The 15,748-nt window shown below is 64.1% G+C and carries 6 protein-coding genes; 1 reads left to right on the top strand and 5 read right to left on the bottom strand.

Translation table 11 applies throughout. From position 1 onward, the window contains the following. A complete protein-coding gene (locus tag HQM25_RS03735; RefSeq protein WP_172989023.1) occupies nucleotides 1-843 on the top strand; it encodes an endonuclease/exonuclease/phosphatase family protein in 843 nt (280 codons plus the stop codon). Nucleotides 844-1,106: 263 nt separating this feature from the next. On the opposite strand, the gene HQM25_RS03730 is transcribed toward HQM25_RS03735, so the two are convergent. The 5 genes from HQM25_RS03730 to HQM25_RS03710 form a co-directional block, all read right to left on the bottom strand. Further along, entirely contained in the window at nucleotides 1,107-2,879 is a 1,773-nt protein-coding gene (locus tag HQM25_RS03730) for a DUF262 domain-containing protein (protein WP_172989022.1), read from the bottom strand. Nucleotides 2,880-2,975: 96 nt separating this feature from the next. Continuing rightward, on the bottom strand, nucleotides 2,976-7,676 hold the full coding sequence (locus HQM25_RS03725) for a DEAD/DEAH box helicase (RefSeq protein WP_172989021.1): 4,701 nt from the start codon (nucleotides 7,674-7,676) through the stop codon (nucleotides 2,976-2,978). Next, nucleotides 7,660-10,968 (bottom strand): hypothetical protein, encoded by a 3,309-nt coding sequence (locus tag HQM25_RS03720; RefSeq protein ID WP_172989020.1) that lies wholly within the window; start codon nucleotides 10,966-10,968, stop codon nucleotides 7,660-7,662. Before HQM25_RS03720 ends, HQM25_RS03725 begins: the two co-directional genes overlap by 17 nt. A gap of 27 nt (nucleotides 10,969-10,995) precedes the next feature. Further along, nucleotides 10,996-13,608 (bottom strand): DEAD/DEAH box helicase, encoded by a 2,613-nt coding sequence (locus tag HQM25_RS03715; protein WP_172989019.1) that lies wholly within the window; start codon nucleotides 13,606-13,608, stop codon nucleotides 10,996-10,998. Then, a complete protein-coding gene (locus tag HQM25_RS03710; RefSeq protein WP_172989018.1) occupies nucleotides 13,605-15,743 on the bottom strand; it encodes a site-specific DNA-methyltransferase in 2,139 nt (712 codons plus the stop codon). Before HQM25_RS03710 ends, HQM25_RS03715 begins: the two co-directional genes overlap by 4 nt. Nucleotides 15,744-15,748: the final 5 nt, after the last annotated feature.

Here is a 15,748-nt window from a genome sequence, read left to right as displayed (position 1 = left end):
ATGCGCCTCACAGTCGCGACCTGGAACATCCATGCACTGCGTGGGGCGAGCGCCGAACGACTGCGACGGATCGTCGCCGCCCTCGATGCCCACGCCCCCGACATCCTCGTCCTTCAGGAGGTCTCGTCGCGGGCGCAGACGGTCGACACGCTCCGTGATGAGCTGGCGACTGCCGGGTACGGATACTTCAGCTTCAGCGGACCCCGCGTCCGGCGCGATGCCCGCGACAAGGCATACGGCAACGTCCTCGCGACGCGGTGGCCTATCGAATCGCTGGCCTGGCCTGCCGCCGCCACCTGGCCGCAGCTGCTTGTCGCCGGATCGATCGCAACACCGCAATGGCCCGTAACCGTCGTCGGCGCCCACATCCCGAATGGTTCGGGAAACGGCTGGGAGAAGGTCTACGCCCTCGAGTCCCTGGCAGAGGGCTTGGCGGCGCTATCGGGCGCTCGCATCCTCGCCGGCGACTTCAACGAACCCCGATCCTTCGAGCCCGCGCTCACGTCATTCGGCGCAACCGACACCGGCCACACCGACGGCGAGTTCACCGATCTGTTCGACATCACCCACCCACGCGCGAGGTGGCAGTCCGCGGTTGACTCGGTGCTTCACCCCGATCCCACGCGCAACGCCTGGGGAGGCCGGTTCGCCGCGCTCGACGCGGGCGTCGCGCTCGAACCCACGCATCTTGTCCGCGGCAAGCAGAAGAGATGGTTCGATCACATCCTCGTCGCGGGCGATGGGCTGACCGTGACAGATGCAGCCTACGACCATGCGGTACGCGAGGGCGCAGTTCGGTTGAGTGACCACTCCCTGGTCACCGCGACGGTGGAGCTCGCCTGACGTGTTCCTTGCGGGCGGCGCGCGCAGGTTACGTGACCGGTACAGCCCGCCCCCCACGTCCAGTCGGGTCAAGGAACACAAGCTGCGCTGCCGGTCGCTCACCTGTCGCAGCCTCAAGCGCGCGCACATAGGCGTCGAGCTGGGGCTTGTAGTACAGGGCCCGCTCGGCGAGCGCGGCGGCATCCTTCACCGCGTCCGTCTTCTAGTCGACAGGGTGTCGTGGTGGTGTCGTGGTGGTGTCGCGGAGGTCGCCGGTCGTCGTCTCAGGAGAACAAGTTGAGCACCTCTACGGCGAGTCGCTCTGTGCGCTCGTGGATGTCGGCGAGGACCCAGCCGTCTCGATCACGAAGATCTGCGTTCAGCCAGAGCCCGTTGCGGTAGCCGATGGCCCTGCCCTTCTGATCCTCGCGATCCCGCTTCTCGGAGAATGTCCGATTGCTCAGCGTGCTGTTGTATCGCGTGATGGTCAGGTTCCCCAGACGGTGGACGTCGCTTTCCTGCGCAGCCGTGGCCGCCTCGCTGCCCCCCATCATCTCCACCCAACCCTCCGGCAGGTTCGCTCCCTGCGGGAAGATGTGCTCGATCGTCCAGACGAAGTGTCCGCGCTCCCATTCCCATAGGTCCCTCTGCGACTCAGAAGTCATTCGCTCTTCTTCGAGGGCTGTGAGCACGAACCGCGCAACGTCAGAGTTGACGTTGTAGATCGGCCCTCGCAGCGCCTCCCGGAAAGTTTCATCAGAGACAGACACTTCGACGAGGCGCCTCCGAATCTCACCGACGACGCCATCCGCCGCGAGCCCATTCAGCGACTCGATCACAGTCATGAAGAGCTTGGGAAGCGTGTAGGTAGCGGGAAGGCCAGACAGGTTACGACGGACGAAGAAGCTCGTAAGGTGTCCGATCACACGATTCAGGTGAGTCTCATCGATCCTCAGCTCTTCCGCATGGACCATGAGCCAGAGAATCAAGACGTAGGACGGCACGCCCTGCGCCCGCATGAGCCGATTCAGAGCAACGTCCAGAGAAGTCGAGCGATCTGCCCCCCGCACGCAGGCGATGCGCCCATACAACTCGCTCGCGCCAACAAGCCTTTCGATCACGCCGGTGAAATCGTCAGCGAGCAGACGCTCATAGATGCGAATCAGGCGGGCTTTCGTTGCAACCGGCGCGTTCTCGACAAGCGGGAGCTCGCCTCGAAATGCGTTGTAGTAGTGGCGCAAGAACCGCTCATGCATTGCATAGTCATCTCCGAGGTTCGCGAGCATAGCGTTCCAACGGTCGAACGCTTCGTCCACGCTCATTACGGACCGACGCTCGGACTCCGCGAGGAGATGGTTCTTGATCAGATCAACGGGGGTGAGTGCCATGCCGCGGTTGTTGAGTGACTCGAACAGCACGAAGGCGTCAGCGTGGCTCGCCACCTCGATCTTCACCATCACTGCCTGCAAGACAGACTCGAGTATTCGATTGGCTGCGACCGCAAGCGCAACCTCCTCGGTCTCGGCCAAAGACTCGATCGCATCACGGAAATACTGATAGCACTTCGAGATTCGCCGCGAGGGATAGTAGGGGCGAACGTCCGCCTTGATGTCCGTGAGGCCGGCGCGATTGAGCGCGGTCGAGTAGTCGGCGAGATTATGCCCTTGAACCTGCGGGATGACGCGAAGCTCTTGGTCGTTCTTGCGCACGAGCCTGTGGCGCAGATTGAGCCGATTCAGCGTGGTCTCGTCATCGGGGTTGGAATCCTCGGCGAGACAGCTGTATACGGCGGCGAGCAGGATTGTCAGCGTCGTCATCCGCTGCTGACCATCAATGAGCTCCAGCACGATCTTGCTTGAAGCGTCCTTCGTCTGGTTGAGGGTGATGATCGTGCCCAGAAAGTGTGATCCATCCGCCTCAACGAGATCCTCGAAGAGGTCCTCCCATTGGGGGCGCTGCCATGAGTACTCGCGCTGATACTTCGGAACCCGGTACTGCACCTTGTCCTCGTTGTTCAGGAGAACGTGCACCGGATACTGCTGGGCGGAGTTGATCACATCGAGAGCGTATTTCGAGGTGACCTAACGGAGCAATTTCGGCGCACTCATTCGACGTCGCGCCATCGGCTGGAGTCGCCCGCGCGACGAGCACGCCTATCCCATCAGCCGCTCAAGGTACACCTCGGCTGCGCCGCGCGAGAGCTGGTTGTGCCATTTCTGGTTGGAGTAGGTACGAAGGCAGGAACTGCAGCTCGTCTCCGGTCCGCACTCGCAGGTCGCGGCGATCTCCAACGCGCGTCGCAGGACTGACTCCATATTCTCGGCAATCAATGCGGCATAACCCGCACCGCCCGGAACAGTGTCCATAAGGACGAGCTCCGGCATTCCGTGCGCGAGTCCTCCCGTCACGGAGCCATCGACATTGTCGCGCGCGATCTGCAACGACTCACTGACCCCTTGGAGAACCGAGTACAGCACCGAGTAAGCCATCGCGTGTCGCTCCGCGACCGTAGCCCCGGACCAGGGAACGCCGAGTGACATCCGGACGACGTCCGTCTCGTACCTATGCCCGAGGGTCCAGGGATGGAAGTGACCCCCACACGGTTTCTGGGTTCGCACATTGACATGGGACTTCGGCGCCTCGCCAATCCCCGTGACGCCGGCACCGCACCACTCGCACAGGCGGTACCCGAGCTCGCCCGGCCCAAGGTTCAATCGCACCAGGCGCGCGCGTTCCTGGACCTCGCACTCGACAGGTGAACCTCCGAAGGTCAGAGTTCTCTTGGACGTGCTCTTTCCAGGTTCAGCCACGTGAGTTTCGCCCCGCCAGCTCGTCCTCGGGGGCGCGTCCCCAGGCTTCCCCGGCGTCGGAGCCGTGATGAAGCCGAACCGCGGTTCCATGTACTTCCGCCGCGCTCCATCGGGCGCGGTAGCGCAGTCAGGGCAGGCGCCGATGTCCTCGCCGAGCTTCTCCCAGTAGCGACCGCAGTTGTCGCATGTCGCGAAGAAGAACGGCTGCCACTCTCGGTTGTGGCGGGTAGCAACTCCTGCCGATGTCCACAGCTGCCCGCCTGCGATGATGGCAGCGCCGGGTGCGTATTCGAAGATCGCCTGCGAGAGGTCGCGGGTGAGATCGAGATCTGACGCCGAGCCCGGCGCGCCGAGCGGCGGCTTCATCTCGACAGTATCGACGGGGAACCCGTACTTCGGAATCAGATTGTGGTTAGCGAGGTAGCCCAGAAGAGCAGCGCTGCGGATCGTGTCGAGGATGCGGCCGTAGCGATCTCCGAGGAACCCTTTGCGCGCCTGATAGGCGGCGAGAGACTCGTCCTCGTAGAACTTTGTCTCGTCGCGGTGTTCCTGCTGAACCGCAGCAAGGAGGTCTCGGAGCTCCGCGGACCAGCCGTCCCAACGGGTGAGATCGGTGCCACGAATCGACACGGGCAATACCCGTTCGATGGAGGCCACCAGCTCAACATCGGGCCGTTCCACGAACGCGGCGAAGAGCTCCGCGCCTGTTGGTTGACCGGGCGCACTGTCAAAGAAGTCACCGACGGTTCGATAGATGGTCCCGGCGTGGGCGAGCTGGTCGCGGAAGAATCGTGCGAGCGCAATCGAGTAGATATGACGCTCCGCAATGCGGTCGTTGTCGATGGGCACCACGGGGGGCCGCACCGCACCACTGATCATCTGCTCGGGGCGCGCGAACGCGGCCAGGTCATGCGGTCGCCGTTGTGCGTAGGTCACCGCGAGCGCAGCGTTGTCCGAGCGTCTTCCGGCTCGGCCAGCGCGCTGAACATAGTTCGAAACCGTCGGCGGAACGTTCCTCAGCACGACGGACTGTAGCTCGCCCACATCGACGCCCAATTCAAACGTCGTGGAGCAGGAGAGCACGTTGACGCGTCCGTCGATAAAGTCCTGCTGGATCTCAGCCGCGCGTTCGGTGCTCCACTGCGCAGTGTGCTCCATCGCCGACAACGGGATGGGGTCGAGCTGACGATAGATGGTTCGGTAGTGGTCGTCGTCATATGTGTTGGCTGGCGCCCACGGCTCTAGTGATCCCGCGCACCTGTAGGTGGGGCAGACTCCGCGCACGTTTTCGGAGGAAACGGACCGGCATACCGAACACCGCCATACGCCCTCGGCTTCGGCCACGAGTCGCGCCTCGAACATTCGCGGGTTGAGGCGGAGCAACTCTCCCAGCACCGAGTCGATCGTTCGCTCAAACCACACCGACGTCGCTGCCGTCGAATGTGTGAGGGCGTCGAAGACGCCCTCGAGGAAACCTTCTGCCGCCCCAGGATCCCCACCCGCCGCGGCAAGCACCCGGCCGAGGTAATCCGAGCGCGCGTTTCTCCCCCGCGTTGGCACCCAGCTGAGTATCTTCTTCTTCGCGTCCGACCCACGCTTGCGCGCATAGATCGGACCGAGCCGCGGTTCGAAGATCGCATCCTGAAGGTTCACATACTCGAGCCCGGCAACAGCTCCCTGGTGACGCAACGTATCGAGCAGCGTCTGGCACAGGGCGCGAATCTCTTCGGCGCTGAAACCCAGCGCTGTCAGCGGTGGCATCGGCGGAAGCTCGCCGACGTCTCGCAAACGCCACCCGACCAGTCCGACGCCCTCGAGAGAGATTCGTCGGTCAAGACCCATGAGCTCCGCCTGCAGCCACGTCTCCGCGGTGCGCTGACGAGTGAGATCGGTCTCCAAGGCATCAAACACACCGGCCCGCGACGCGAGGTCGCTTGTGATAGCGGCGATGTCTTTGGTTGCCGCCGCCTGTCCGCCGAACTGACCCTTCTGTATCGCCGTGAAGAGAATCCTCCGCTGAAGGAGCCGACCGTAGGAGTTCTCGAGGTAGGGCGCGAAGAAGGCTGCCTGCTGACGGCTGTCGCTGAATGCCAAGAGCTTCCGCCCGCCGCCGGGCATTCCGACCTGGTCGACGGACGGAGCGGGCAGTTCGGGGTAGAGCGCGGTCACGAGCACCGAGACGGAGGCATCGTTTCCGCTTTCGAAGCGTCGGATCAGGCGTGGCCTGTTGCCGCCACACTGCACACACTTGCGAGGGCTATCCGCTGATCGGCCCACCTGAACGATGGTTCGCGTTGCTGTCCCCGCGCATTCCCCTTTTGTGCAGGAGCTGCCCACGTTCTGGCTGAGTGCTCCACACCTCGGGCAGAGGGCGAGCGCGGCACCAGCACTCGAGCCCGAGCCCGAGCCCGAGCCCGAGCCCGAGCCCGAGCCCGAGCCCGAGCCCGAAGGTGCCTCGTCGAGCAGCACGACATCCTCGTCGAATTCTGCTTCGTCACCCGCACCGAGGGCGAACCATGCGATTCGCTGGTCGTCGCCGCTCTTTGGCGACAGCCGTCGTGTCTTCCCCCTGATCTCCATCGAGCCGACGAGATGGACAGCGCCGCACATCTGGCACGCGGCCATTTCGAATACCTGCCAGTCGCAGGTCGCACACCGTTCGTGTCGACTGAGAGTCACATGCGGGCCAGTGGGAGAGAGACACAGGAACGCACCCTCAGTCGCTCGTGCGAACAAGTGGTACTTCGCGGAGAGCACGGGTTCGCCGTCCGGCGTGCGCTGGCTCGCCCCCCAGGTGACCAGGCGCGTGATCTCCTCAACCGACGGCGGAGCGACCGGATCCAGCCGATGCGCGATGTCGCTAACGGTGCGAGCGCGATCCCCCGCAAGAGCGCGGATCCCCGCGAGTCGCTCTTCACCCACCAACGCGCCGGCAATGGTCTCCGCCATGCTTCCTCGCGCCTTAGCCGCAGCCAACAGCGAGTCAGCCGAATCAGTTGCCAATTCGGCTGCGGTGAACCGTCCCCACGTCGGTGTCCCCCCGAAGTCCACACGACGTGCAGAGATCACATCAGCCGGGCCCTTCTCGCCCGAGTCGAAGGGTAGACCGAACAGATCCTCCGCGAACCGCGCGGCGCGGGTGACATCGTTGCCCACGGTTGCACTCGTCGCGATGGCTTGGATACGCGAATTCGCGCCCACGCGATCCCGCAGTCGGCGCAACAAGAATCCCACCTCGGCGCCCGAAGCGCCGTCGTACACGTGAGCTTCGTCGACGACGATGAACTGCCAGGTGCTCTTGCCCCCGGGCGACGCGAAGAGCTCCATGTCCTGCGGCCGGAGGAGCAGGTACTCAAGCATCGCGTAGTTCGTGAGCAGGAGGTGCGGAGGTGTCGCACGCATCTGTTCGCGGCTGAGCAATTCGTTGGGCAGCATCGGCTGTCCGGGGAACTGCTTGCTGAACCTCTTCCGCGCGTATTCCGTGGCCTGTTCAGTGTCGCCCGTGTATCGACCGAAGGTGATCTGCGGGGTGTTCGCGAGGAGCGAGCGAAGTCGCTTCAGCTGGTCGTTCGCTAGCGCGTTCATCGGGTAAAGCAAGATGGCTCGTACACCAGCACCGAGGGTGCCCGCCTCGTGTTCGCGGAGCAGACGATCTACGACGGGAAGAAGGAAGCTCTCTGTTTTTCCCGACCCTGTCCCAGTTGCGACCACGACGTTGCGCCCTGCATGGATCGCACGGATCGACGCCTCCTGGTGCGAATAGAGCGGTCTCTCGAGCGGAAACGATGGTGAGGCCAGCGAGGCGAAGCTCTTGCACAGGATGCCCTCGGCGATCAGATCCACGGGCGCAGCACCCTTGACGAACGGCGGAGTCGCCTCCAGGTACGGTCCCTTCACGAGCTGCTGTGCCGCCTCAGTCTCGATCGCATGGTGCAGCGCCGTCGCGATCGCAGCGTCGTTCGGCGTGACGAGAGATCGGAGATAGCGCCGGTACGCGGATGAAACGGTCGCAGAGACCGCGACCGGATCAATTGCTGTTGTCATGTTCGTTCCATCTCGTGATCCAGAGCTCAGCGAGACCGAGGTCCTGCTGAACGATATCGGGGGCTGCCTCCGCGAGTCGCATGTACGCCTGCCTGAGCTTGGAGAACGCACGACCAGACGCGACACCGCCGCGCGCGGCGGCTCGCGCGACGAACGCACAGGCCAACGAAAGCACCGGCAGGCTCATCCACCCGTCGTCGCTCGCGCGGACGTCGATGGGTGTCGTCGCGTACGCACCGATGTCTGATGTGACGGCGGCCCGTGCTTCGGCGATCAACGAGCGGGACACTGCGATCACGGCGTCCATCGAACGATCTCGTCGCTGGTCGAAGAGCTGCTTACTCGCCTGCGCCCGTGAGTCCTTGTCGAGGAGCCCCTGAGGCAGCAGATTGGCGACCGCCATGATCGCGTCGATGCGTTCTTGCGGCATCCGGTCAAGCGCCCGAGTCGGTGGACCGAACATGCCCACCGTCGCGAACGGATCGACGCCCTCGTCGAGGATCGCCAACGCGGGGGTGCCCGCGTACGCAGTCAAGTTCGCACGGAACTGGTCCCGACCTTCCCCGACGTGCTCGTCCGTGTCCGCCACGATGCCGAGAGCTGGGCTGAATGACCACAGCAGATCTGATGACTCCCAGGCCTCGCGCGGCACCGTGACGACATCTGCTTCGACGAACAGCCGGAAGAGGTCGCGTGCATCTGCCTTCGCGCGCAGCACGGCGTCTACGACGTGAGTGCGACTCGACCTCACTGCCTCAGCGAGTTCGCTGCGAAGTCGGTCGACGTCTCGTCGCATCGCGAATCTTGGTACGAGCGCGTAGACCTTCAGCGCGATGTGCAGGCTCGCGTCCGACGCCGGACACGGCGAGTGACCGGCGAGCCAGCTTCTGAACCCAGTCTCGGGTAGGTCGACTGGCTCGATCGGGTCGCCCCACTCCGCCACGAATGCGTTTCGGGTCGACCAGTCGGCGAGATCAGGCGCGTCGAAGGGCACCCACGGGTTTGCGACGTAGACCACAAACGTCGCGGCACCCTCGCGAAGAATCGCTTCTGGCAGCGCGACACTGGTCTGGCCCGTCGCAAAGTCGATACGGGTCGGCTTCTCCCAGGGCGCAAACCGGCCGTAGGCGAGCACCATCAGTCCGTCGACCGGCATCGCCTCGTCGAGCGATAGGGTGCCGTCACTCACCGTGACACCCGTTGCGAGCTGTCGAGGTCGCACGTAGGCGACGGGAATCGAGCGGTCATCCACAACGAGCCGAAGCTGCGCGAATCGGTGTATGTCGAGGGTGTCGCTCAACTGCCCGAGCGAGAATACCCGAGACTCTCCGGTGTACTGGGTGGAGTCGAGCGCCTGCACGAGTCGGTCACCCGCGACCGCTGCAAGTTGTGTGCGACGCGTCCCCGACGGAACATCGACGCGGAGCGTGGTGTCGCGCAGCGACTCAAGATCGAGGGGGATCGGACCGCCCGACTTCCCCCGGGATATTGCACCCGCGGTGCTGACCGACATCGATGGGAGGCGCGCCGTGAGCGCGAGCTCACCGGTGGACGACCGCAATGAAGTAGCCCGACGCCAGCGATGAGGTTCGAAGGCAACACGCACCTCCGAGGCCGCTGGTTCGCCCGACCGGACGCGCAACTCGGCGTGCTCCAGTCCTTGCCCGTCAGACCTCATCCACCGGAACGACGTTGAAACTTCTGTCGAGAATCCTTGCGCAATCGCCACGGGCAGAACGGCGCCACGCCCCCAGGGGCCGCGAACGGTGACGACGAAGTCGCCGAGCACGGGTCTGGGCCCGGCCGACCACGGATCGACGATCCGAGACTCCCCGGCGACGGTGAACTCCCGCGCAACCAACACCTCGCCATCGATCGTCGCAATCGAGACGTGCCACCCGAGTGTGCCTTCGCTCCCGGTCCCCGGCAGCTCCACGCGGGGAAGGGTGGCGTACACAGGACGCCCGTCGCGCGTCTCGAGATGAGGGATGCGGTCGCCCTCAATGAGCCGCGGGCGCCGCGTCGTCGAGACGTACCGTGCACGCGTGGCATCGACGAGGGAAAGCCGGGCGGCGGCGGATAGGTCTAGCGCGGCGAAGCTCCACCCATGCCACCCGTTCGGCGCGGCAGTCTCCTCTATGACGAGGATCGGCGAGTCAGAGCTGAGCCGGTCCGCGATCGCCGAGCCGTCGTCGTTTGGGAATGCCACCCACACACGACCTCGCGGCAACGTGTTCCGCGCGGGGATCAATTGCCTCGACTCGCCGTCGAAAACCAGCAACGGGTCGTCGGTGTCTACGACGTCGAGGTCCCACGTCTGATCTGAGGGTGACACTTGCACTACAACGCGCTTCACGGGAGCACGGACGCCGACGTATTTTGGCTCGATGAGGTCGCCCGGCCACGGCGCCGGGGACTCGATGCGTTCGCCAATCCCGTCGGCGCTCACAAGCCAGTCCACGTCCGACTCGGTGAAGGCCTCGAGCGGCGGAAGCCGCACCTCAACGCCGCGCTGAGGCGAGAACGAGATAGTTGGGGCGGAGTCCAGCGATCTGCGGCTGCGGTCGCGGCGGCGCGGGCTTGACCTAGTTCCACCAACTTCGTCTGATATTTCGTCGAGGACCGCTGGCGATAGGCCCGTATCGCCTCCACCGGGATCCCCGAGTTGGTCGAGCGCGACGAGACACCGCTCGACGAAGTCCTCCGCGATCTCGCCGGTCTCGGTGAGAAAGAGCCACGTTGGCACATCGATGCCGCGCGAGATCGCCACGTGTTGTGAGGAGCTTGTGATCCACGCGACGAAGCTGCGCGCATCGCCCGAGGGATTCTGCGCATCCCAACGAGCCAATACTTTGGCGAATGCCCCGGTGCTCTTGATCGGTATGCCGCCGTGGAGCAAGATCTCGCCCACATGCCGACGCGTCGGCAGGGTGAATCGGGAGAGCCCGAGAGTCTTCAGCCCGTAGCGGAACGACTCGGCAAGTTCGGACTGCCGGTTGCCGTCGCTGCGCGCGTCGAAGGCTGCGAACGCGTGATCCCAGTAGGTGCCGGAATCGTAGTCACGGGCGCCAACTGCACATAGGCCCGCGAGGAGCACAGCACGGTAGGTGCGAGCGAGCCGTGCCCGTTCGTGGGCCGACGTCAGACGGATCCAGTTGAGGCCGAAAATGCGGAACGCCGCGAGTGCTTCCTCAGGATTGACGTTCGCTTCCGCCACCAAGGAGCACCCGACCATGCGCTTTCGCCAGTCGTTCTCCCACTGGTCGAAGATCTCGTTCGTGACGACCACCATGTCGCTTGCCCCGGCCCGCTGTCGCCGCTACTGCGCTGGACCGGCGTACTCGATGGCAAACTCGCCGTCGTAGAAGTCCGCGACCCGACCAGCACCCTCGAGAATCGCTCGCTGCAGGCCCGGGTTCTTGAGGTCCAACGACTTGAGCGCGGGGCCGCTCGACCCGCTCGCGATTGCCTCGATCCGGTGGAAGTGCTTCCCGTAGTCGCGAGCGAACTCCGCCAGGCCCTTGAGCTTCACGAGTGCGTCGTCGAGGTGGTGTCCGTGCGGGTCGACAATCGATGCTTTGATCTCGCCGTCGATCTCGTGGAAGAAGAGGAAGTCGGGATGCATCGACCGCCAATTGCCGAGCACGTCGCGGTACGTCACGCCCAGCGCGTCGACCGCGGCACGTGCAGGGTTGCGGTACCACCCGAGACACGTGCCCGAGGCGAGTTCCGCAGCGACGACCTTGCGCTCCCAGTCGTTGAGCGTGCCGATCGGGAACCACCCGTCGGCATCCGACATGAGATGCAGCTCGGCCAGCGGCGCCGCGACAATTTGCTCGTTGGCGTCGACCATCTTCCAGTCCTCGATACGGTTGCGCGGGCGCCGCAGCTTGCCCGGTTGCGGAACCGTCGCGAGCGTCCAGATCTCGAGGTACTGTTCCTGGCGCTCGTCGTTCAGCGTGCCGATGGCGTCGCTGTACTCGGCGAACCAGTCCTTCGCGATGGACTCCGACACCGCGTCGATCTTCTTCCGAAGCTCCGGGATGTAGGCGAGCGCGGCGGCCTTCACATACGCCTCAGTGAGTCCGTCGTCGTCGGCGTCTTCGTCGTCAGGCCCCGCGAGGTGGTCGACGTACGACTGCGCGATATCGGCGCCGTAGGCGCGCTTCGCGTCTTCGAAAGCGACGCGAATGGCTCGCGCGTCGGCTCGCTCGACAAAATGGCGGTACGACACCCCTGCCTTGCCGGTCTTCGCGACGAGGTTGAGCACGTGGACTTCCCAGACCTCGTTCACCGCAGCGGCGAGCAGGTCGGGATACTGGTCGGCGAACTCGTCGAGCACCGCGTGCAGCCTCGACTCGACTTCGGCCAGCGCTCCGCTTCGCAGCCCGTCGCTCGAGAGCGCCTGGGCGAGTGCAACCAACCGCTTCACCGGCCGCGCGCCCTTCACCGGAACACTCAGCGACGGGAGCGAGTCCCAGACTTTCCACACGGCTTCACCGACGTTGGGATTGGCTGACATTTCGTGCGGCTCGATAACCACCTTGCGCGACGAGGTGTTATCGACCTCCTCGACTTGCCCCGTCATGTACTTGACGACCTTGCCCGCCATCGTCTTGTCGAAGAACGGAAGGATGCAGTCCACCGAGTTCAGTCGTTCGTCACCGGGCACGCGCCGAGCGAGCGGATTGCGCACCATGCGACCGAGAAGCTGAGTGATGTGCGTGTGATCCTTCGCCGGCCGGAAAGACACCAGCACCTCGGCGCGGGGGCAGTCCCACCCGGTCGAGATGCCGTCCTTCGCGATCAGCACCTTGACGTGCGGGGTGTCCTGCACGCGCTGCGGCTCGATGTGATCGATGTCCCAGCTGCCGAAGGTCTGGGTCTTGTGGTCGCCAAGCACGTGCCTCACCGCGCTGCTGGGAAGTCCGCCGAGCTCGTCCGCGATCGTGTCGAGCGCGATGCCCACGTCGTCGTGTTCCGGGACGTTCGGCACCTGAACGACGAGCAGCGGCTCCACGACATCGGCGAGGCCCTGGTGCTTCGAGTACGCATGCCAGACCGTCGTGGATTCCTTGAGCTTGCGCGCCGCGCGGCGCACGAGCACCGAGTCGAAGTTGCCCACCTCATCAGGGATGTCGAGCATCACTGTGTCCTTGACGAGGCCCGACTCCTGCACCTGCCAGGGATGCACGGCGACCTGATCAAGCACCCGGCGCCGATCGACCGCCTGCGCTTCCTTCATCGCCTCGGCGAAGCGGTCGATTGTTGCCGAGATACCCATCACAATCGGAATCGGGGGCTGCCCGCCCTCGCCGTTGACGAGTCGCTGAACAATCGTCTTTCGGTCGCTCGCCGTCTTCGTGTCGAAGCCGCGGTGTGCCTCATCGAGCACGAGGTAAAGAGTCTTGTCGTCGTTAGAGATTGTGTTGCCGATGGTCTCCCAGATATTCCAGGCAAGGTCGTCGGGCGACGCGACTCGCTCGAAGCCGGCGAGTTCCCGGTCCTCGTCTCGCACGTAGCCACGAACGAGCTTGGACTTGGAGCCGAGCTTCTGGGTGTTGAGGAAGTAGACCTTGCCCGATTCAAGTTGCGGAATCGCGAAGGGAGGCTCGATGACGACGAGATCGCCCGATGTCAGCTTTTCAGAGGCCTGCATCAGACGCGTGCGGCTCTGAAGGTTGAGCGCGGGGCTGTCCGAGAACCAGATCACGACAGCACCCGGGTCGGGATCGAACTCGAACGTGTCGCTTCCGTAGAAGAGCGCCTCTATGGAGGCCGCGGCCATGACCGTCTTGCCGGCGCCGGTGGCTGCGGTGAGGCTGAACGCGACCTCGTCACCATCGCGTCGGTAGGTGCTGCGCGCCTTCTCGAGGTTGATCAGAACCTTGTCGACTGCCTCTGCCTGATAGTCCTTGAGCGTGTACTTCATCGCTCTGCCGCCCTCCGCGCCTCAATCTCGAATGTTCGGAGGTACGCCTCGTACAACCGCACCGGCTCGACGTGCTCCGGCAGCTCCCGCACGAGCGCTTCGAACAGGCGGTCTTCGTCGGTGATGATGAACGCGACGGATGCCTCGGGCGCCGCCGCGATCGCCTCGGCGAACTGCTCCGAGCGGTCGAGGTCGGAGATCACGCCGTAGCCGTCGGCGACGTCCCACCCGTTCGGCAATTCGTCGATGCGACGTCCCTTCGACCCGGCTCGGAGCCACAGCAAGGGCGCAATACGCGCGAACTCTCGGTTCGCTTCGACACGAAGTGGAGACTCATAGGTAAGCGTAAAGAATTCGACATTCTCCTCGAAGCCGTCAGCCATCGGGAACTCGTCGGTGAACTTGTAGTCGCCTCTGATCGCTTCGCCTTCAGGCGTCAGTCCGGTCACCGCCGCCCGGATACGCGGCTTGGTGATGAAATCGCAGATTCCGAATGCCTCCCACTCGGAATCACCCGCTCGGAGCCCACGCGCCACCAGCGCTTTCTGTTCCTCGGCGGACACTTCATTGTTAGTAACCGAGATCGATTGCCTGAGCCCACCGTCTTGCTTGTTCAAGCGCAAGGTGGCATGCGCTGTCGTTCCCGAGCCTGAGAAGAAGTCGAGCACCGTTGCGTTCGGCTTCTCCGCGACGAAGAACCGGATCGCATCCTCGACGGCGTAAAGCGACTTCGGAAACGGAAACTCGCGCCCGGGAATCACGGCACTGCGAAGCAACCGAGATCCATACTGCGTGGCGTCATGCGACGCGATTCGCCACTGCGTTCCAGGGATAGCGCGAACCTGGTCAACGTCGCCCTTCTCGAACTGCATTGACCCATCCGGACCGTGACCCGCAACCGCGAACTCACCGGCGAGAATCTTGGCGTACTCACCGTCCTTCAGGATCGAGACAACGAATCCCTGCGTCGCTGATCCCGTAATGCGCACTCGTCCCTGCGCCAATCTGCGCTCGAACTCTTTCTTGCTCCACATCCATCGTCCCTCTGAGCCGTCCTGGCGGATGGGCAGGATCGCCACGGCGTTATCAACTTGAGGCGGCTCCGAGTTGCCCGCGGCGAGCGGTTCGCCGACGGCCGCCACTCGGGGGCCAGATTCGTCGATGTAGATCGGGTAGAAACCACCCGGCGAGTCCTGTCGGCGCGCTCCGCCGCCAGAACGGCGCAGCATGTCCCATCGGGGAACACCTGTGTGCGTTCGCCCTCGAGAAGACACCCATTCCCTCGATAAGACGACCCGTGCAGCCACCGATGCCCCGAAGCGCACGAAGTAGATGTACTCATCAACTCGACCAAACGATCCAGCCCGCGCCGAGGCGGCCGGGTTGATCTGCGAGCTCACCATCTGTATCTCCGCTTCAGGAAACACCTGCTCAAGTAGCATCCCTAGCCGCAAATATTCCTTCTCGTCGATCGTGACGATGAGTACCGAGTCATCGGGGTTCAGCAACTCCTTCGCGAGCAGCAGCCGGCGCTCCATGAACGCGAGCCACTTCGAGTGGCGGTAGAGGTCGTCACCCTCGACGTAGTCGTTGTTGTACTTCCAGTCCTTCGCGCCGGTGTTGTATGGCGGATCGATGTAGATGCAGTCCACCTTGCCGCGGTGCGTGAAGAGCAGCGCCTGGAGCGCGTGGTAGTTCTCTGCATTGATGACTGCGTGGTAGGGCTTGTCGCCGCCCCGCTCGACCTTGCCCGTCGAGACGAGTCCGGGATAGATCGGGTCGCGGAACTCCGCCACGACGACGAGATCCTCGATGACGACCTGGTCAATGGCTTCGGTGTCATCGAGAGCCTCGATCGTTGCGACACGTCCGTCGTCAGTCGCTGCGATCTCGCGGACCTTGAAGAGCCGCTCGTTCTCCTTCTTCGGCATCTGTCCGCGCGGAGGCAGGACACGCACCTTGTCGCCGCGGCGCACCTTGCGGCCGGGCAGTTCCACTGCCTCGGGCTGGTGGCGCTCGAAGTTGAGGCCGAACGCGCGCCGGTCCTGGAGCGCGGCGACTTCGCGCTCGATGTCGCGCGCGAGCGACTCGTCTTTCGTGGCGAGTTGGCGGATGAGGTCGTTCAGATGTGACAACGCGT

It is taken from the genome of Microbacterium hominis (assembly GCF_013282805.1).
Classification (GTDB): Bacteria; Actinomycetota; Actinomycetes; order Actinomycetales; family Microbacteriaceae; genus Microbacterium; species Microbacterium hominis_B.
Note: the sequence above shows the minus strand (reverse complement) of the source record. Positions and strands in the feature narration are given on the sequence as shown.